General features: G+C 51.8%; 19 protein-coding genes, 2 tRNA genes and 1 riboswitch. Of the genes, 14 read left to right on the top strand and 7 right to left on the bottom strand.

Going from position 1 to position 18511, the window contains the following annotated elements:
- Positions 1 to 123 precede the first annotated feature (123 nt).
- From EJQ19_RS14715 to EJQ19_RS14670, 11 genes are all read left to right on the top strand, one after another.
- Positions 124 to 1341 carry a putative glycoside hydrolase gene (locus tag EJQ19_RS14715; RefSeq protein WP_126141989.1) on the top strand — a complete coding sequence of 406 codons (1218 nt, stop codon included), beginning with the start codon at positions 124 to 126 and terminating at the stop codon, positions 1339 to 1341.
- 149 nt (positions 1342 to 1490) lie between these two features.
- Complete coding sequence (gene guaB / locus EJQ19_RS14710; protein WP_126141988.1) at positions 1491 to 2948, top strand: IMP dehydrogenase; 1458 nt, start codon at positions 1491 to 1493, stop codon at positions 2946 to 2948.
- Between the two features lie 129 nt (positions 2949 to 3077).
- A complete protein-coding gene (locus EJQ19_RS14705; RefSeq protein ID WP_241242911.1) occupies positions 3078 to 4442 on the top strand; it encodes a D-alanyl-D-alanine carboxypeptidase family protein in 1365 nt (454 codons plus the stop codon).
- A 119-nt stretch (positions 4443 to 4561) separates the two neighbouring features.
- Positions 4562 to 5443, top strand: a complete 882-nt coding sequence (gene pdxS / locus EJQ19_RS14700) for a pyridoxal 5'-phosphate synthase lyase subunit PdxS (protein WP_126141987.1) — start codon at positions 4562 to 4564, stop codon at positions 5441 to 5443.
- Entirely contained in the window at positions 5443 to 6021 is a 579-nt protein-coding gene (gene pdxT, locus EJQ19_RS14695; RefSeq protein WP_126141986.1) for a pyridoxal 5'-phosphate synthase glutaminase subunit PdxT, read from the top strand. Before pdxS ends, pdxT begins: the two co-directional genes overlap by 1 nt.
- 93 nt (positions 6022 to 6114) lie before the next feature.
- Entirely contained in the window at positions 6115 to 7395 is a 1281-nt protein-coding gene (gene serS / locus EJQ19_RS14690; RefSeq protein ID WP_126141985.1) for a serine--tRNA ligase, read from the top strand.
- 82 nt (positions 7396 to 7477) lie between these two features.
- Positions 7478 to 7564, top strand: a tRNA-Ser gene (locus EJQ19_RS14685).
- Between the two features lie 66 nt (positions 7565 to 7630).
- Positions 7631 to 7909: a hypothetical protein gene (locus tag EJQ19_RS14680; RefSeq protein ID WP_126141984.1), complete on the top strand. Its 279-nt coding sequence runs from the start codon at positions 7631 to 7633 to the stop codon at positions 7907 to 7909.
- A gap of 19 nt (positions 7910 to 7928) precedes the next feature.
- Positions 7929 to 8276: a hypothetical protein gene (locus EJQ19_RS14675; protein WP_126141983.1), complete on the top strand. Its 348-nt coding sequence runs from the start codon at positions 7929 to 7931 to the stop codon at positions 8274 to 8276.
- Positions 8277 to 8294: 18 nt separating this feature from the next.
- The gene (locus EJQ19_RS31835) at positions 8295 to 8441 is read left to right on the top strand and encodes a hypothetical protein (RefSeq protein WP_164716557.1); all 147 of its coding nucleotides are present in this window, start codon (positions 8295 to 8297) and stop codon (positions 8439 to 8441) included.
- 17 nt (positions 8442 to 8458) lie between these two features.
- Complete coding sequence (locus EJQ19_RS14670; RefSeq protein WP_126141982.1) at positions 8459 to 8626, top strand: small acid-soluble spore protein P; 168 nt, start codon at positions 8459 to 8461, stop codon at positions 8624 to 8626.
- 300 nt (positions 8627 to 8926) lie between these two features.
- Here EJQ19_RS14670 and EJQ19_RS14665 read toward each other — a convergent pair whose 3' ends face one another.
- The 4 genes from EJQ19_RS14665 to EJQ19_RS14650 all read right to left on the bottom strand — a co-directional run bounded on the left by EJQ19_RS14665 (position 8927) and on the right by EJQ19_RS14650 (position 12473).
- Positions 8927 to 10093 carry a hypothetical protein gene (locus EJQ19_RS14665; protein WP_126141981.1) on the bottom strand — a complete coding sequence of 389 codons (1167 nt, stop codon included), beginning with the start codon at positions 10091 to 10093 and terminating at the stop codon, positions 8927 to 8929.
- Positions 10093 to 10584, bottom strand: coding sequence for an anti-sigma factor (locus EJQ19_RS14660; protein WP_126141980.1), 492 nt, complete (start codon positions 10582 to 10584; stop codon positions 10093 to 10095). The genes EJQ19_RS14665 and EJQ19_RS14660 overlap by 1 nt, the downstream gene beginning before the upstream one ends.
- Positions 10581 to 11090 carry an RNA polymerase sigma factor gene (locus EJQ19_RS14655; protein ID WP_241242910.1) on the bottom strand — a complete coding sequence of 170 codons (510 nt, stop codon included), beginning with the start codon at positions 11088 to 11090 and terminating at the stop codon, positions 10581 to 10583. The genes EJQ19_RS14660 and EJQ19_RS14655 overlap by 4 nt, the downstream gene beginning before the upstream one ends.
- A gap of 177 nt (positions 11091 to 11267) precedes the next feature.
- The gene (locus EJQ19_RS14650) at positions 11268 to 12473 is read right to left on the bottom strand and encodes an MFS transporter (protein ID WP_126141978.1); all 1206 of its coding nucleotides are present in this window, start codon (positions 12471 to 12473) and stop codon (positions 11268 to 11270) included.
- A 251-nt stretch (positions 12474 to 12724) separates the two neighbouring features.
- On the opposite strand from EJQ19_RS14650, the gene EJQ19_RS14645 reads away from it, so the two are divergent.
- Positions 12725 to 14416 (top strand): methyl-accepting chemotaxis protein, encoded by a 1692-nt coding sequence (locus tag EJQ19_RS14645; protein ID WP_164716556.1) that lies wholly within the window; start codon positions 12725 to 12727, stop codon positions 14414 to 14416.
- 108 nt (positions 14417 to 14524) lie between these two features.
- Here EJQ19_RS14645 and EJQ19_RS14640 read toward each other — a convergent pair.
- The 3 genes from EJQ19_RS14640 to tadA all read right to left on the bottom strand — a co-directional run bounded on the left by EJQ19_RS14640 (position 14525) and on the right by tadA (position 16020).
- Positions 14525 to 14601 (bottom strand) — tRNA-Arg (locus EJQ19_RS14640).
- Positions 14602 to 14691: 90 nt separating this feature from the next.
- Complete coding sequence (locus EJQ19_RS14635) at positions 14692 to 15522, bottom strand: stalk domain-containing protein (protein ID WP_126141976.1); 831 nt, start codon at positions 15520 to 15522, stop codon at positions 14692 to 14694.
- A 30-nt stretch (positions 15523 to 15552) separates the two neighbouring features.
- Positions 15553 to 16020, bottom strand: coding sequence for a tRNA adenosine(34) deaminase TadA (tadA, locus tag EJQ19_RS14630; protein ID WP_277600946.1), 468 nt, complete (start codon positions 16018 to 16020; stop codon positions 15553 to 15555).
- Positions 16021 to 16272: 252 nt separating this feature from the next.
- Positions 16273 to 16363, top strand: a riboswitch (cyclic di-GMP riboswitch).
- A gap of 131 nt (positions 16364 to 16494) precedes the next feature.
- Between tadA and EJQ19_RS14625 the strand changes: the two genes are divergently transcribed.
- Entirely contained in the window at positions 16495 to 17223 is a 729-nt protein-coding gene (locus tag EJQ19_RS14625; RefSeq protein ID WP_126141975.1) for a PilZ domain-containing protein, read from the top strand.
- A gap of 162 nt (positions 17224 to 17385) precedes the next feature.
- Positions 17386 to 18486 (top strand): redox-regulated ATPase YchF, encoded by a 1101-nt coding sequence (ychF, locus tag EJQ19_RS14620; RefSeq protein WP_126141974.1) that lies wholly within the window; start codon positions 17386 to 17388, stop codon positions 18484 to 18486.
- Positions 18487 to 18511 lie beyond the last annotated feature (25 nt).

Here is an 18511-nt window from a genome sequence, read left to right as displayed (position 1 = left end):
GAGTAGAACGTTGCCAAGCGATTAAAAAGAGTTTTTTTGGAAGAAATTCCAGAAAGACTCTTTTTTTGTTGTTTGTACAATGTTGTGATATTAACCATACTATCCCTTGAAGGAGGGATTTGCATGGTGAAAAGCAGCAGTTATATACGTAACGGCAAATGGATTTGTCTCTTGAGCGCGCTTCTAGCGGGTGGCTGCGCAACAAGAACGGATACAATGAAAGATGACCTTAATCCGCGCTTGGCGATGCCTCCAACTGAGCACATGGAGACGAAGCCCGGCACACATACGCAAGCAATTACACCAAGCAGCAAGGCTGCCCCGAATGACGTCAAGTTATCAGCTCAACAAACCATACATGAACCGGTTAAAGGGATCTATGTGTCGGCCTGGTCAGCGGTAGGCAGTAAATTTGAGCAGCTGATTGACCTGGTGGATCGAACCGATCTCAATGCTATGGTGATCGATGTGAAGAACGATTCCGGACAGATCACCTACCCCTCCAAAGTTGCAATGGTGAACGAGATTGGCGCGAACAGCCATGTGATTATACACGATTTGCAGGCCAAGCTGCAGCGATTAAAGCAAAAGCAAATTTATGCAATTGCACGCCTGGTTGTTTTTAAAGATCCGTATCTCAGTAAAAAGAAAAGCCAGTATGCCATGAAAACCCACGCGGGTGCAGTTTGGAAGGATAGAAAGGGCGTGGCTTGGGTAGACCCTTTTCAAAAGGAAGTATGGGAGTACAATTTGCAGATTGCGAATGAAGTCGCACAAATGGGCTTTGACGAAATTCAGTTTGATTATGTGCGTTTTCCGGAAAATGTGAAGAGTGTCGATAGTGAGGTCAAGTTCAGCAATCCTGCCGGGCTGTCGAAGGCACAGAATATAGAGGCTTTTCTTCAGCAGGCGAGAGCGGAGTTAGGCAGTAAGGCGAAGCTGTCGGCGGATGTGTTTGGTCTAACGACGTCGTCGGAGCGTGATGTGGGAATTGGTCAGGACTGGAACCTGATTGCCAAGCAGGTTCATGTCATTTCACCGATGCTGTATCCTTCCCATTATTCGAGCGGCATGTATGGCGTAAAATATCCGGATCTGCAGCCATATGCGATCGTGCATCAGGCGATTCACGATGCAAATGGGAAGAATCAGCTTTTGAAGCAGGCGAATGTGCCTGTTGCGGAGATACGGCCGTGGTATCAGGATTTTACTGCAACATGGGTAAAGCCGCACAAAACGTACGGAGTCATCGATGTGAAGGAGCAGATTAAAGCAGCGAGGGAGCAGGGCGTGGAGCAGTTTTTACTGTGGAATCCAAGCAGTAATTACTCCTATCGTTAACGGAATCGTCATATTCAGCAGGATGCCCAGGCGTGTCTCTCTCCTTCCCTTGACACGAAAAATAGGCTTTTGTTAAGATTGCAATCATAACCAAGTGCTGTAATCAAAGCTGTCCGCGGATGGAGAGCTTTTAAGGAGGAAGAAGTGTTGTGAGGGAAGACAAGTTTGGCAAGGAAGGCTTAACGTTTGACGATGTGCTGCTAGTGCCTAGAAAGTCCGAGGTTTTCGGAAAAGAGATCGATGTTTCCACGGTTTTAGCGCCTAATGTGAAATTAAATATTCCTTTCATTAGTTCGGCTATGGATACTGTTACGGAATCCTCGCTCGCCATTGCAATGGCAAGAGAAGGTGGAATCGGCATTATTCATAAAAATATGTCCATTGAGCTTCAAGCGGAGCATGTGGATCGTGTAAAAAGATCGGAAAGCGGCGTCATCACGAACCCATTCTCGCTTACACCGGAGCATCATGTGTATGATGCGGAAGCACTCATGGCGAAATATCGCATCTCCGGAGTACCGATCGTTAATAGCGAGAATCGTCTGGTGGGCATTCTCACGAACCGGGATTTACGTTTTGTTCATGACTACTCGATTAAAATCAAAGAAGTGATGACGAAAGAAAATCTGGTAACAGCCCCAGTAGGCACGACGTTACAGCAAGCGGAAGGCATTCTGCAGCAGCACAAAATCGAGAAGCTGCCGCTCGTGGATGAGAATTTTGGGCTTAAAGGTCTCATCACGATTAAAGATATTGAAAAAGCGATCCAGTTTCCGAACTCCGCGAAGGATGCGCAAGGTCGTCTGCTCGTCGGCGCGGCGGTGGGCGTGTCCAAAGATGTGATGGAAAGAGCCGCGGCATTGGTGAAAGCCGGTATCGACGTTATCGTCGTAGACTCTGCGCACGGGCACCACATCAACATCTCGGAAACGGTGAAAAAGATTCGCGCAACGTACCCAGAGCTGCCGATTATCGCCGGCAACGTCGCGACAGGCGACGGTACGCGGGATCTGATCAAGGCAGGCGCCTCGATGGTGAAGGTCGGGATCGGACCAGGGTCGATTTGTACGACACGCGTTATCGCGGGCATTGGTGTGCCGCAAATTACGGCGATCTATGATTGCGCACAAGCTGCGGCAGAATTCGGTGTACCGATTATTGCCGACGGCGGCATCAAGTACTCCGGCGACGTGGTCAAAGCGATCGCGGCGGGCGCTAGCGCGGTGATGATCGGCAGTCTTTTTGCTGGAACGGATGAGAGTCCGGGTGAGTCGGAGATTTTCCAAGGACGGAAGTTCAAGGTGTACCGCGGGATGGGTTCGCTTGGCGCTATGAAAGAAGGCAGCAAGGATCGCTATTTCCAGGAGAACGAGAGCAAGCTTGTTCCCGAGGGCATTGAAGGCCGCGTTGCCTACAAAGGGCCTTTGGCCGATACGGTTTATCAGCTTGTGGGCGGACTGCGTTCGGGCATGGGCTACTGCGGTGCTCGCAACATCCAGGAGCTGATTCACGATACCCAGTTTATCCGGATTACGGGCGCAGGTTTGAAAGAAAGCCATCCGCACGACATCCAGATTACGAAGGAAGCACCAAACTACTCGTTGTAGCTGTCAAGAAAACGACAAAAATTGGAGATGTGGGGATTGAACCCACGTCTTCTTTTTTTTGTCTAATGGGGTGTGTTACAATATAACGTGTCTTATAGGAATTCATACATTGATTAGGAGAGTGAAGTTGTGAGAGGGTTTCGTTTTACAAGGAAAAAGGTTGCATTGGCATTAGGCATTAGTTTGATCGCTCAATCCTTACTTTTACATATACAACCTACCTACGCAGCAGGGACGCCATCCCCTACGCCGAAAGCGGGGGCAACGGCTACGACGCCTCCAGCGACAGGCGCGACGACGGCTCCTGCGGCGAATGAGCCGCAGCTCAATGCGAAGTCGGGCATCGTGATGGAAGCGAGCACAGGGGCTGTGCTGTATCAGTTTAACGCCGATGAGGCTTATCCGCCTGCGAGTATGGCGAAGATGATGACGGAGTATCTGGCGCTGGAAAGCATTAAGGAAGGCAAATTTACGTGGGATTCCAAAATCACGGCCAGTAAAAATGCAGCCGATGTCATCGGTTCCGGCCAATTGATTGCTGAGAACGAGACGCTGACGTTCAAGCAGATGTTCAGCGCGATGTCGATTTATTCGGCGAATGATGCTTCGGTTGCTTTTGCTGAGACGCTTGGCGGGACGGAAGAGAATTTCGCGAAAATGATGAATGACAAGGCGAAGCAACTTGGCATGTCGGACAAGGCGCATTTTATTAGTGCGACGGGTTTGTCCAGAGCCGATTTGAAGAACCCACCGGCTTCCATCGAAGGCGAGACGAAAATGACGGCGCGCGATGCGGCGATCCTGGCTTATAACATTTTGAAGGATCATAAGGAAATTCTCGATTTCACGAAAATCCCTTCGCAGACGCTGAGACCGACGGATAAAACGCCGATGATCAACTGGAACTGGATGCTGGAGGGCAACGCTTCGAATGTGAACTTCAAGAAGTACTCTTATCCAGGGTTGGATGGCTTGAAAACCGGTTCAACGGATGATGCGGGCTACTGCTTCACGGGTACTGCAGAACGGAACGGCATGCGCTTAATTACGGTCGTCATGGGAACGAAGACGGAGCCGGAGCGTTTTAATGAGACGAGGAAGCTGTTGGACTATGGTTTTAATAATTTTGAGATGAAGCCATTCCTTTCGGCGAACCAAGAAATAGATTCCTTGAAAAAGGTGAACATTAAGAAGGGCGTACAAACGGAAGTCGGACTTGTGGTCAAAGAAGGGCTGACGTTCATCGCGAAAAAAGGTGCGAAAGACAGTGACTTCCAAATTACGGCGGCACCGCTGGATGAGACGAAGCTGGTTGCTCCGATCAAGCAGGGCGACGTGCTCGGCAAGGCGAAGGTGACGTACAATGGCCAGGAAAAAACGGTCGATCTGATCGCGAGCGGCGATGTGGAGAAAGGCAGCTGGATTCGCCTCTTGTTCCGCTCCTTGAAAAACTTCGTCAGCGATATGTTCAGCGGTATCAAAGGCGGCTCCTAGAGCCATAAATGGGTTGTATATTACCCCTCCTTCATGTAAAATTATTGTTTAGAAGTTTATATCGAATCGTGTAGGCAACTGTGCGAATTTTGGGATACAGGTATAGGAGGAAATCAAGAATGGAAACAGGAACATCCCGTGTTAAAACTGGTATGGCCGAAATGCAAAAAGGCGGCGTCATCATGGACGTCATGAATGCCGAACAAGCACAAATCGCAGAAGCTGCAGGGGCATCTGCCGTTATGGCGCTGGAGCGCGTACCTGCTGACATTCGTGCGGCTGGCGGCGTATCCCGTATGGCTGACCCAACAATCGTGGAAGCTGTTATGAAAGTCGTATCCATTCCGGTTATGGCGAAAGCAAGAATTGGTCATTTCGTTGAAGCTAAAGTGCTGGAGTCACTTGGCGTTGACTATATTGATGAGAGCGAAGTTTTGACGCCTGCGGACGAGGTGTTCCACATCAACAAACGTGAGTTCACAGTTCCTTTTGTGTGCGGCGCGCGTGATCTGGGCGAGGCGCTTCGCCGTATTGGTGAAGGGGCATCCATGCTGCGTACCAAAGGCGAGCCGGGAACAGGCAACATTGTGGAAGCAGTTCGCCACATGCGCATGATTCAAGGCCAGATCCGCAAAGTACAAGGTCTGTCTCTGGACGAGCTGATGTTTGAAGCCAAAACGCTTGGCGCTCCATACGAGCTGCTCTTGCACGTGCACAAAACAGGCAAGCTGCCTGTCGTTAACTTTGCAGCTGGCGGCGTAGCAACACCTGCTGACGCAGCATTGATGATGCATTTGGGCGCAGATGGCGTATTCGTTGGTTCCGGTATCTTCAAGTCGGATAACCCTGAGAAGTTCGCGAAAGCGATCGTAGAGGCGACAACGCACTACACGGATTATAAATTGATCGCGGAAATTTCCAAAGACCTCGGCACGCCGATGAAGGGGATCGAAATTTCCCAATTGCAAGCGTCCGAGCGTATGCAGGAGCGCGGCTGGTAATGACAAAGATCGGGGTTCTCGCACTGCAAGGCGCTGTAGCTGAGCATATTCGCGGGATTGAACAAGCCGGCGCGGAAGGCGTCGTGGTTAAACGCACGGAGCAGCTGGCCGAGCTGGATGGCATCATCCTGCCCGGCGGCGAGAGCACGACAATCGGAAAGTTGATGCGCACATACGGCTTTATCGACACGTTGCGCGCGTTCTCCGCGGCGGGCAAGCCGATTTTCGGCACGTGCGCCGGGCTGATTGTCATTGCGAAGGAGATCACCGGACAACCGGAAGCTCACCTGGAGCTGATGGACATTACGGTGGCTCGCAACGCATTCGGTCGCCAGCGCGAAAGCTTCGAGACGGATCTGCCGATCAAAGGCATCGACGAGAACGTTCGCGCTGTGTTTATCCGGGCACCGCTGATCGAGAAGGTCGGGCCGGGGGTTGACGTATTGGCGACATTTAACGGCCAAATCGTGGCGGCTCAGCAAGGGCATCTCCTTGCGGCGTCGTTCCATCCGGAGTTGACGGACGATTTCCGGATGCACAGCTACTTTTTAGATATGGTAAAAAAAAGTCAAGCATAACGAAGGGACAAGCACCTGGAGCTGCCGAATTGCGTTCGGAAGCGGGTGCTTGCTTCCATATCCAAACCATTTTGCGCTAACGGAGGAATCTCCTTGTTTGATGTAAAGTTACTTCGAAGTGATTTAGCAGCTGTGCAAGCTGCCATGCAAAACCGCGGCAAACAGATCGAGGAGCTGAACGGCTTCACGGCACTGGATGTGAAACGCAGAGAGCTTTTGCAAGAGACTGAGCAACTCAAGAATCGGCGCAATACCGTTTCCCAAGAGGTTGCGGTGCGCAAGCGTTCCGGCGAGAATGCGGACGAGCTGATTCAAGAGATGAAAGTCGTCGGCGATCGCATTAAAGAGCTGGACGATGAAATTCGCGTGCTGGACGAATCCCTACAGCAAGTGCTGTTAGCGATTCCAAATATGCCGCATGCGAGTGTGCCGGTAGGTTTATCCGAAGAAGAGAACGTGGAAATTCGCCGTGTTGGCGAGGTGCCGACCTTTGATTTTGAAGTGAAGCCGCACTGGGAAGTGGCACAGGAGCTGGGTATTCTGGATTTTGAAGCCGCAGGGAAGGTAACCGGCTCGCGCTTCGTATTCTACAAAGGACTAGGCGCAAGACTGGAGCGGGCGCTGATTAATTTCATGATGGACCTGCATAGCGACGAGCATGGCTATGAAGAAATGCTGCCGCCCTACATCGTGAACCGCGACAGCTTGACGGGAACAGGTCAGCTTCCGAAGTTTGAGGAAGATGTATTCAAGGTGGCAAACTCGGAATATTTCCTGATTCCGACGGCGGAAGTGCCGGTGACGAATTATCATCGGGACGATATTTTGACAAGCGAGCAGCTGCCTGTGAATTTCGTGGCATTCAGCGCGTGCTTCCGCTCGGAAGCGGGCTCGGCTGGCCGCGATACGCGCGGTCTCATTCGTCAGCATCAATTCAACAAAGTTGAGCTGGTGAAAATTGTGAAGCCGGAAGAATCGTACGATGAATTGGAAAAGCTTACAGCGAACGCGGAGCGCGTACTTCAGCTGCTGCAGCTGCCGTATCGTGTGCTTTCGCTGTGCACGGGGGATATTGGCTTCTCGTCGGCCAAAACGTACGATTTGGAAGTCTGGCTGCCTAATAGCGGTGCATACCGCGAAATTTCCAGCTGCTCGAACTTCGAGGATTTCCAAGCGCGTCGCGCGAACATCCGCTTCCGACGCGATGCGAAAGCGAAGCCGGAGTTCGTTCACACGCTCAATGGTTCTGGTCTTGCTTTGGGCCGTACCGTGGCTGCGATCCTCGAGAACTATCAGCAGGCTGACGGTTCGATTCGCGTGCCGGACGTACTGGTTCCGTACATGAACAACGTGAAAGTGATCACGAAAAAATAGCACTTGCTTCCGATATCGGAACTATGCTACAATGCATTTTGTCACTGCACTAGGCTGTCTCCTAATCGGAGGCGGCTATCGTGGAGAGGTGGTCGAGTGGTTTAAGGCAGCGGTCTTGAAAACCGCCGAGGTCGTGAGGTCTCCGTGGGTTCGAATCCCACCCTCTCCGTATAATAGCAGTAACAAAGACAAACGCACTGAACTGTTGGACAAACGGTTTGGTGCGTTTTTATATTTGGAACTGTTGACCCAACTGAAGGCGCCAAAGCGCCCTCCTTCCGCGATGTCGCGGCAGGCAGCTAACTATGCCCAGTCCGTTCAATGGGCGGCGGAGAACGGCATTACCAGCAGCGTGAGCGCTGATGAGTTCGCCCCTGCCGCGAAAATGCTCTGTGTGCTGATGCACACTTTCAGCCCAGATAAGCATGGCTTCAACACCCCTTCACGCCTTAGGGTGAAGGGGCTTTTGTTGTTTTTTGACATGGATAAAAGACGGGTGGCTTCCGCATTTTAAACTTGTGGAGGTGTTACTCATGAGCAATTGGGATAAACCAAGCGTTGACCAACCTGAATTAGTACAAAGCTGGAGCAGCGTGATGCCTACCGTGCTGCATCCTGCGGATGAAGCCCGTGTCTGGGCGGATGAGGGCGATGCGGACGCGTTACGGGTCCACATTCAAGCGGCTGGGCATACCGGGTATTCGTTTGATTTTAAGGTGACGTATCAGGATGCCAGAGAGGTGAATGTGGAGCTGGTCGACGTGCAGCAAGGAATTACGCATATCGATGAACGTACGGAAATCGTGCAAAATCTCGTGGACGATTATGTTCGTCACATTCATGAATGCGCGCAAACGCTCAAGTCGATCACCAACGCCTAAACGGAGGAGGAATCACGGATGACGAAGCAAAAAGGGCCTGATAAAAACCTGCAAAACGTTGCTAAGGATTTGGAAGCGGGTGCGGTGAACGCCCACAATGCGCAGCAAGTTCAGCAGCAGACGAATGATCACAGACACCAAGATGCACTGAATCATCAAGGCTGAGGGGGAGGAATCCATTCATGTCGAAACCAGATACGTATGCCGTTGACGGCCAATCGAACAACCGCAATTCGGGCAAAAGCAGAAGCAACCACGGCAATCAAGAGCCGTTATCCGGCTCCAAAAAGGTGAAAAACCGCAACCACAGCGGCCATACCCCCGCAGAAGGCCACGGTCACGGCGGCTAAGGCAGCACAAAAAATTTCTTAATTATTTTTTTGAAAACCATGTTTAAAACCCGCGCAGGCGGACATACTAATTCTTGTCGGTGAGCAGAGAGGTGTGGTTCCGTTGGAGCATCAAGCGAAAATAGAACAACCGTTGCTTAGAGGACTTTTCTACCTGTTATAATCAGGCTGGAGGGCGATGTGCTAAAGACACTTACCGTGTTTTATACGCAGATTTACCAAAGGTTTACGTGTAACATGGTTTAAGAAATTCATCAACGCCGACGAAAAAAGAACCCGAAAGGGTTCTTTTTTTCATGTCTATTCTATTTTGTCATGGTTGGAAAGAGCAGTCTTATTCCGAGCCATGAACAACCAGATGCCGCCACCAATCAACAGAATTGCCACGATTAGCGTCTGGCTGAAATTCGTGATGAAATACATATAAGTCTGCGTAGAAGGGACGAACCGGACTAAGAATTGCATGACAAAATCGCGAAATATATAGTAAACGCCGAGCAGCACCAGCACAAATCCGATCGGCCGCTGATAATTCGTCCAGTTGTTGACGAGCGGCTTGTCGACGAGTGTGCCGTTTTCGTATTTTCCAATGCTTTGCAAGGCATCAAAGAAACTGAAGAACCACAGAATCGGAATCAGAAACAGAAATAACGACAGGCGCAGCACATCCAGAATGTAGATCGTGAACAGAAACAAGGCCATGAGCTGAATACCGCGCTTGGTCATGGAGAGGTAAAGGTGCGCCGCGCCGGGGAAAATCGCGATAATGGTGGCGAGTGTGCGATTTTTATGGTTAGCATCGTCCCGGTAAAAATCCTCAAAGAGACTGCGGTCGATGAGTTCTAACCCGGCCCTTTTCCGATCAAGTTGTTTGAGCGCGTCAAATAAGGTGTAGAACCAAAGCACCGGCATAGCTAAAAGAAAGACGAGAAAGCTGTCGTTATGTGTCAACGCCATGAGGAAGAAGACCAGGATCGCGACGCCGAAAAAAGAGACCATCGCGGTCAGCCCGCGGTGCATCAGGCCTAGCCGATAATGCCCCGCGCCCGGGATCAAGGACAGCAGCAAAATGTTGGTGCGATCCTGCTGCTCAGCAAAGGCTGGCGCATAGGGGTTCTGCTGCTCCCAAGCCGGCATGTCGGGGACTGGGCCGTAAGGTGCGAAGCCGGTTGCTTCCGGAGGAGGGGGGTAAGGGTAACTGGCGTTTGTTGGCTGACGCAGGAGATAAGCGATCATCTCTATGAAGCTGATAAGCCATGTCAGCCCTGAAATAGCGAGAAGAAGAAGAAAAACCTCCTCTGGGCGCCCATGCGTAAGAACCAGCCCGGCAAAAAGCAGAAATAACGGGCCATAAAAGAAAAGGCAATAGATTGCGGCGCGCCCGAACCGATTCACATACAGTTGGCCGGCACCAGGGATAAAAGACAGCAAAAAGGCAACGAGATTGCTTTTGGTCGAAATAGGCATTACGGTTGTGAACCTCCTTGGCGGTTGTCGGTGTTATGCAAGGTATCCAGCCATTGGAACGTTCGGTCGACAAGTTGGCTGGAGAGAGGTGGTCCGCTATACTGGCCGGCAGGCCGCGGCTGAGAAGCGGGATGGGCCGCCCCGATGGAGCCAAGCTCCTGCGCCAGCCCATGGAAGAAGCCGGACGCTACCAGTACGAGCGTCGCGGCGGCAGCGATGCCGTAGTGGAGCAGGGTGGACCGGTACCAGCTCCGTTTCGTTCCCGTCGTGCGGGCGAGAATATCGGATAGGTATGCTTGCGGGTCAGCGGGCTCAAGCACCGGCAGCTCCTCAGTCTGCTCGATACAGGCCATATACAGCAGCAAGCATGCTTCACAGCGATACAGATGCTGCTCCATGGCGGCTCGCTGGCTAGCGGGAAGGGTATCGGTGACATACTGTCGCCAGGCCGTCTCCTCAAAATGATCATGTTCATGCCATGGGGCTGTCATTGAAAATCTTCCTCCTTCCAGTGCTGCCTCAGCCATTGTTTGGCTCTGTACAGCTTGGATTCTACCGTCTTGACTGCGATGCCCTGCATCTCTGCAATATCTTGATACGATTGATGATGAATATAAAAGGCAATGAGTACATCCTGATAATTGTCCGGAATTTGATGGAGCTTGCGACGGACAAGCTCGGCGGTCTCTTTTAGCATCACTTCATGTTCGATGTCTACTTCGGCCAGGGAAGCGCCCAGCGGGAGATGTGTTTGCGGTTCCTCCACGATGTCTTCCTGCCGCCGGCTTGCCGAACGCTTAAAATCAATGGCTCGGTTCACCGCGATGCGGGTGATCCAGGTTTTGAGTCCTCGGTTTTCATATTGCGGGAGTGAGAAGTAAATACGAGTCCACACGTCCTGCGAGAGATCTTCCGCATCCTTCTTATGACGAACGACCGCATAAATCGTCTGGTAAATATACGTGCCGTAAGCCGCCACCAGCTCGCGGAAGGCCAATTCGTCGCCATGCCGGATGCGTTCTATTAGTTGGTGCTCCTCAATACGCTTCTCCTCCTCTCCATATGAATAGACGAAGCGGGACTGCCCGGCCCCTGCACCTCAAAATAAAAAAAGCAGATCCGTCTGGATCCGCTCCGGTTTGCAGCTTGCAGTGCCTTCCCTGCGGGGGAAGGCTTATTTGGCGATCGTCGTGCCGCCGCTCGTCGATTGCGATCGGGTTCGGCTGCTGCGCACGAACCATTGGGTCAGACCGCCGCTGACCACCCCGAGGACGCCCAAGACGAGGAAGCCTTCGTTCAGCGAGAACCAATCCCCGATGATGCCCATGAGCACGGGCCCCGCGAACATGCCCAGGCCGTAGATGGCCTGGAAAAAGCCCATGGCGGTTGCGCGCTTATCCGTCGGCATATGCTTGATGCTCATGCCCATGAGCAGCGTGAAGGACAGGCCGCGGCCGAAGCCGGCGAGCGCTTGCGTAATCATCAGCAGCCAAAGCTGATGTATGAACGGCACCGTGAAGGTGAAGACGCCCATGAGCAGGAAGCCTGCGACGACCAAGCGCTTCTCGCCGTATTTGGTCGACCAGCGGCGGCCGCTGAATAAGGAAGCGATCGCCACTGGCACGTTCGCGAACAACGAAAGCAGCGAGAGGGCGAACTTGTCTGCGCCGAGCTCTGTCGCGTACACCGGCGTGAAGCCGAATACGGTTGCGAAGAGCAGCACCTGCGACAGGATCGCCAACAAGGAGACGAACAGCAGGGTGCGGTCCGTAGCGACCTCGCCGATGCCGCGCAGTGTGATGCGCGGGGCGTCGGCTTCCACTTTTTCAATGAGGAAAAAGGAACCGACCATCCCGAGCACCCCCATTATCGCGCCGAGAATGAATACAGCTTCCCAGCCGAGCCCATCGGCTGCCCAACCCGCCGCCAGAATCCCGAAGACTTGGCCTAGGGAGTTGAAGAAAGAGATCGTGCCGATCGCCTTCGTGGACTCCTCGTGCTTGTAGTAGCTGGTGAACAGCACCGTGAAGTCAACCCATGTGGCCGCTGCGGCGCCAGCCAGCGCACGGAGAATCAGGATCCACGTAAAATCCTTCGTGAACCATAGGCCCAGCCCCGTAATCGCGGTAAAGAGGAGCCCAAAGGTGATGAAGAGCCTTCTTTTATGAAACCGATCCGACATAATACCGACCGGTATGCGCAGCAGCATTTGGGAAATTCCGTACATGCCGACAACCCAGCCTGCCATCTGGTGGCTGCCGCCGAGATATTCGGTGTAGGGGGCCATGATCGGAACGCTCGTATACATCGACATCCAGAAGAGCATCGTGACCGCGCAAAACAAAGGGATGCGATAGGGAGATGATTGTAAGAAGGACATGCTGGTAGAGCTCCTTTCTGTTGCTGAGTGAGCGGCTTATCGGGTGACCTGTTACGGTCTCTTTTTTTAATTCTACCGTGAATCCGGTTTCCTCGCTAGGGAGAGAACAAATTCCCCTTAACGTCTTCTTGTCTGTTAAAGATAGCTTTTTAATGAATAAGCCTATATTCAGGGAGGAATTTTGGCTGAAATTGTCGAATTTTATCGTATTCATTGTTATTTTATTGTACAAACAAGAAAGGGTGTACAGCATGAAAATCCGTTCCAAGTTATTCGTAAGTTTCGCCTCTTTGATCATTCTTCTGCTCGGACTCTCGATGTTCACCTATGACCATATCAAGAAAACCGGAGATGCTTACCAAGAGATGATGGGGGATCTGGACCTCAGCGCCGACTTTGCCCAAATTCAATATCGGCTTACCGGCATGTCCAACGACGAAAGGGCTTATTTAATCACGAAAGACGGACAATATCCGACTGAAATCGCGCAAAAGCGGGCAATCGTCGCCGATCTGATTGCGGCTATTGAAGCGCATCCTTCCTTGAATGACACGGATAAGGGGCGCTTAGCTGAGTTCAAACAGCTTTATGATGCTTACGCGAAAGCGAGTGACCAAGTGCTGGCAGCTATGAAAAGAGGGAGCACCGCAGACGCGCAGGCTATTCATTTTGGTGACGAGCGAACCGTGCGCAAGCAAGTTGAGACGCTCGTCTCCGACATGATCGCAAGCTTCTCCTCCGAGCTGGACGGAGATAAAGCTGACCGGAAAGCAGAGCAGGACAACGAACTGCTGCTGATGATCCTCATTTGTACGGTGAGTATCATCGTTGCCATTGTTATTGGGCTGCTGCTCTCCCGCTCGATCACGCGGCCGCTCGCTGCGGCAGACCGTCAAATGAAAGAAATCGCCGACGGGCATGGCGATCTTAGCCGTGAACTGAAGGCGGATGCCAAGGATGAAATTGCCGACCTTGCGCGCACCTTTAACCGGATGATTGCTAATTTGCGCGGCATTCTATCTCAAGCACAAGATACGGTGTTCCAGGTCGCTTCGTCCGCGGAGCAGCTGACGGCGAGTGCGGAACAGACGACGCGCGTCACGGAGCAGATCGTCGAGTCGACGCAGACAATTCTGCTAAGTATAGAGGATCAACAGCGGCACGTTTCTAGTACGGTACAGTCCATGCATGACATGGCGGGCGGTATCCGGGACATGTCGGGTGCAAGTGAGGAGATCTCCACACTCGCCCATTCCGCCTCGGAGGCGACGCGCCAGGGTGCGGCAGCGGTGCGTGACATTGTCGAGGACATGCAGCATATCCAAACGTCCGTGGAATCGGCGGCAGCCGTCATTCAAACGTTGGGCGACCGTTCGCAGCAAATTGGCGGCATTACCGGCATGATCGCGGATTTGGCCAACCGCACGAATTTGCTTTCCCTGAACGCGGCTATCGAAGCTGCACGTGCGGGGGAGCATGGCAAAGGATTCGCTGTCGTCGCTCAAGAAATCCGCAAGCTGGCCGAGCAGTCGGAGCGCTCCTCTCAGCAAATCGCCGAACTCATCGCCGAGATCGTCGAAGGGATGGCGCATGCGGTTCATGCGATGGATGAGGGTAAGCACAAGACCGCGATCGGACTGCACAAAGCAGAGACGGCGGACAAGGCATTCTCCGATCTGGCTGCCCACGTCGACTCGGTGTCCGATCAGATCGAGCGGACATCGGCTACCACGATCGAGCTGGCCGCTTCGAGCCAGCACATCGTCGAACTGACGGAAGCGGCCGACGCCTCGACGAATCAAGTCGCTGCGGCCTGCCAGAACAACTCAGCCGCCACGGAAGAGCAACTGGCCGCAATGGAGCAAATTTCCTCATCCGCGCACGCGTTGTCCGCTCTCGCAGAAGATTTGCACGGGGTGCTATCGAAGTTTAAACTGCGTTGATTTATGTACAATCGCCTTCCTCTCTCGATGTGAGGAGGGCGTTTTTTTATAAATGGGCTTGAAAACAAAAAAGAACCGCATCTTGCTGCGGTTCTTGATCTTATACGTTGGCGCGCCCGATACGATTCGAACGTACGACCTACAGTTTAGGAAACTGTTGCTCTATCCTGCTGAGCTACGGGCGCATAGCACCATTTATGATAGCATGAAGCCTTGTGTGGTGCAATGTTTTTGGTTGCAGAAGGAGCGATCGCCCTAAGTAACGTTCAGTTCATTCAACAATGGTTTTCTTTCAAAGCAGCTTCCATGGACTGTTGCAATTTACTTAAGTATTCATCAAAGCCGCTGGAATGTGAAGTAACACTAGCATTATAAGTATTTACAGCCTCTAGCATCTGCGCATTGTAGTTAGCTGTAATTTGCTGACATGCCGGTCCGATACCTGTGCCAACGGTGGGTTGAGGAGGTGTCGGTTGGGGGCGGTTGGGCGCAGCCAGGTCAATGGCTGAATTATTGGGCTGGAAACGCCAACGTCGGATAAAGTCATACTCAGACAGTTTCTTCTGATGAAACTGTTCGGCATCCAATCGTTTCAAGGCGGTAATCCCAAATACTTGATGATTATGGACGGTTTCAACAATCAGTTCTTCTACTGGTGAATTCACGACAAATTGAGATAAAGCGATGATATGATCGTTATCGGTATTGGAATCGCCTGCTTGCTCAAGCTCGACTTTTACATAAGGGCCGTATGCATTGTAGATGAGTTGAATGTTTTTGGCTGCGTAGGCTTTAGCTTGTTCATTTAAAGCAGGAATTGTCGCAGCAAAATCCTCTACTTTATTCGGAAACGATACATCGACCGCGTATTTGTCAGGGTCCCAAGTAACGGATGCACCGGTTTGTTTCAACAAATAAAGCGGCACAAGCGTACGGCCGTCTTGGATAACGCCGGGCACGTCTTCGACCTGCAATTCCTTGCCTCCGAAGAGCACTTTCACGATGGGATTCCCCGCATAATCGCCATTCAGGCTGGCAGCCTTAACCGCACCTGCAAAACAAAGCAACAGAGCAGCTGTTCCGATGAGTAATTTCTTTTTATCCAAATAGCATCAGTCCTCCGCTCTCTTGGCTAGCTACACTTTCCCTCTCAACTTGCGAAAAAACTGCGTCAACATCGCCGCGCACTCTTCCTGCAGCACGCCGCTGATCACATCAACGCGGTGGTTGAACCGCGACTCCTGCAGCAGGTTCATCAGCGTGCCTGCGCATCCCGCCTTAGGGTCGATCGTGCCGTAGATCACCTGCGGCACCCGCGCCTGCACGATCGCGCCCGCGCACATCGGACAAGGCTCCAGCGTCACGTACAGCTGGCAATCCAGCAGGCGCCAAGCACCCAGGTGCTCGCTGGCCTGTTTAATCGCGATCAGCTCCGCATGCGCCAATGGGTCAAGCGTTGTCTCCCGCAGATTATGGCCGCGGCCGATAATCTGGCCTTGGTGTACGACGACGGCGCCGATCGGCACTTCGCGGATCGCTTCCGCTTTCAGAGCTTCGGCTATTGCCTCCCGCATCCAGGGAATATGTTCGTTATTGTCATCCACAAGGGGACACCTCGCAATTTCAAAAATCGTTTATCCACATGTGCATAAAAATCGAACAAGCATTCGTTGTTAACAAGCTGTGGATAATCATGTGGATAACCTATTATCACTGTGGATATTTGTGCCATTCCCATTTTTACACTAAATGGAGGGGCGTTGCAAGGATTTTCCTTGAAAGATCGCAGCTCGCTCTCGTATAATGAAAGTAACCGCGGGCCTTAGAAGGCCCCACATTCGACAATTACATAACAGGTTCGACAACGGCAAACTTGCTGAAAGGCAAGGACGCAAAGCTAAGGGTCTAAGGTTCTGGAACAAGAACTATGGCAGCCTGGTTACCGAAAATCACTCTTTTTGATGAGGTAATGGGCTGCTCCGTGCATGGGAGCGGTCTTTTTTTGCTTAACGTAGGCAATTCCGCGTCCCTAACGCGATGTCTGACAAGAACAGAAATAGGAAGAGGTGTGGCGAGAAGTGTTACATAATCAAAGTGCTCTGAAACTGTACGGCAGCAAAGAGGGATATGACGCAGATGTATTAATTGACAGCAAAACGATGGTCGGCAAAGACGATTTCGTCGCCACAGGCGTCCTCACCTATGCACTGGGCGATATTATGGAAGTGGAGCTTCCGGAATACGATGTATTCCAGCTCGGGGATAAAGTCAAAATGGTCGTTTATTCCAAGTCAGGCCTTTTCGTCCTGCATACAACGGTAATCGCGAAGGAAGCGGGTTCGTTAATGGTGCTGAATCCGCCGGAAAATCGCCGGAAATTCACGGAGAAGCGTGAGCATGCGCGGGTGCAAGTTGGTTACTCCGGCAGGCTGATTGGATTGCAGGGGCGGGGTGCCCAACATCAATTGGAGAATCCGATCACGATTGAGATTAAGAATATTTCCATGAGCGGCATTGGATTCACGATACAAGATGCGCCGATGATCGATAAAATTATTCAAAAGCAGTCGCTGCTCGACGTGGAGCTCATTTTGGATTTTAATATGGCCTCTTCCATTGAGATCGTCCGAAAGGAATGGCTGGAGGAAGGCTTTTATTACGGCGCAAGCTTCACGAGCGTAGAGACGGAGCAGGCCAAGGCGCTGAGAGGCTTTATTTTACGCAAACAAATCGAAACGTATTTCATTCAAAAGCGGGATCTGGAATACCAAAAGGCGATGGAAAAGAAGGCCGCCGCCAGTCAATAGAATCGGCAGACAACCAAATCTCAAACGAACCCATAAGAGGCCCCCAATTACCAGGGAAGCCTTCTTTTGGGTTTTTGTTTGCGGGAAAGCGGGCTTTTTTTTGCGCACCAAGTACTATATAATAAGAAGGATGATCTTCAAACATTAAGGAGTTGTAATCAAATGGCTTTGAAAGCAGGAATCGTCGGTCTACCGAACGTAGGAAAATCGACATTGTTTAACGCAATTACACAAGCGGGTGCGGAGTCCGCGAACTATCCGTTTTGTACGATTGATCCGAACGTTGGGGTTGTTGAAGTACCGGACGAAAGATTGCAGAAGCTGGTTGAGTTGGTCGTGCCGAAAAGCATTGTTCCGACCGCATTTGAATTCGTGGACATCGCGGGTTTGGTGAAGGGCGCGAGCAAGGGCGAGGGGCTTGGCAATAAATTTTTGGCCCATATCCGGGAAGTAGACGCGATTGTGCATGTTGTGCGCTGCTTTGAGGATGATAATATTACACACGTCTCCGGAAAAGTCGATCCGATTGGCGACATCGAGACGATTAATCTGGAGCTGATCCTCGCGGATATTGAATCCGTGGAGAAGAAAATCGAGCGCTCGCGCAAAAACCTTAAAAGCGGGGACAAGAAAGTCGCGGCCGAAGTGGAATGCCTGGAACGCATCAAGGAAGTGCTGTACCAGGATAAACCGGCGCGCAGCGTTGACCTCAGCGACGACGAGAAGCTGATCATTCGCGATCTGCATTTGTTGACGATGAAGCCGGTGCTGTATGCGGCGAACGTGGGCGAGGATGAAGTGGCGAAAGCTGACGAGAATCCGTATGTGCAAAAGGTAAAAGAATTCGCGGAAGCAGAAAACAACGAAGTTGTTTCCATCAGTGCGAAGGTGGAATCCGAGATTGCTGAGCTCGAAGATGAAGAAAAAGCCATGTTCCTCGAAGAACTGGGACTCCAGGAGTCCGGCTTGAATAGATTGATTAAAGCAGCGTACCGCAAGCTGGGCTTGTATACGTATTTTACGGCGGGCGTTCAGGAAGTCAGAGCCTGGACGATTCGCAAGGGCATGAAGGCGCCACAGGCGGCTGGCGTGATTCACTCGGATTTTGAGCGGGGCTTCATCCGCGCGGAGGTTGTCGCTTACGACGATCTGATGGCGGCAGGCTCCATGAACGCGGCGAAGGAAAAAGGCCAAGTGCGTCTGGAAGGCAAAGACTATGTCGTGAACGACGGCGACGTCATGCATTTCCGTTTCAACGTGTAAAACGATAAAACCAGAAAGGAGAGAT

This window comes from Paenibacillus whitsoniae (assembly GCF_003955665.1).
GTDB classification, from domain to species: Bacteria; Bacillota; Bacilli; order Paenibacillales; family NBRC-103111; genus Paenibacillus_E; species Paenibacillus_E whitsoniae.
The sequence above is the reverse complement of the archived record's forward strand: the minus strand, read 5'-3'. Positions and strand labels throughout refer to the sequence as shown.

What these genes read in the sequence shown, in the direction of transcription:
- EJQ19_RS14715 (WP_126141989.1), top strand. Translation starts at nt 124, where the DNA reads ATGGTGAAAAGCAGCAGTTATATACGTAACGGCAAATGGATTTGTCTC.
- pdxS (WP_126141987.1), top strand. Translation starts at nt 4,562, where the DNA reads ATGGAAACAGGAACATCCCGTGTTAAAACTGGTATGGCCGAAATGCAA.
- pdxT (WP_126141986.1), top strand. Translation starts at nt 5,443, where the DNA reads ATGACAAAGATCGGGGTTCTCGCACTGCAAGGCGCTGTAGCTGAGCAT.
- EJQ19_RS14675 (WP_126141983.1), top strand. Translation starts at nt 7,929, where the DNA reads ATGAGCAATTGGGATAAACCAAGCGTTGACCAACCTGAATTAGTACAA.
- EJQ19_RS31835 (WP_164716557.1), top strand. Translation starts at nt 8,295, where the DNA reads ATGACGAAGCAAAAAGGGCCTGATAAAAACCTGCAAAACGTTGCTAAG.
- EJQ19_RS14670 (WP_126141982.1), top strand. Translation starts at nt 8,459, where the DNA reads ATGTCGAAACCAGATACGTATGCCGTTGACGGCCAATCGAACAACCGC.
- EJQ19_RS14665 (WP_126141981.1), bottom strand. Translation starts at nt 10,093, where the DNA reads ATGCCTATTTCGACCAAAAGCAATCTCGTTGCCTTTTTGCTGTCTTTT.
- EJQ19_RS14660 (WP_126141980.1), bottom strand. Translation starts at nt 10,584, where the DNA reads ATGACAGCCCCATGGCATGAACATGATCATTTTGAGGAGACGGCCTGG.
- EJQ19_RS14650 (WP_126141978.1), bottom strand. Translation starts at nt 12,473, where the DNA reads ATGTCCTTCTTACAATCATCTCCCTATCGCATCCCTTTGTTTTGCGCG.
- EJQ19_RS14645 (WP_164716556.1), top strand. Translation starts at nt 12,725, where the DNA reads ATGAAAATCCGTTCCAAGTTATTCGTAAGTTTCGCCTCTTTGATCATT.
- ychF (WP_126141974.1), top strand. Translation starts at nt 17,386, where the DNA reads ATGGCTTTGAAAGCAGGAATCGTCGGTCTACCGAACGTAGGAAAATCG.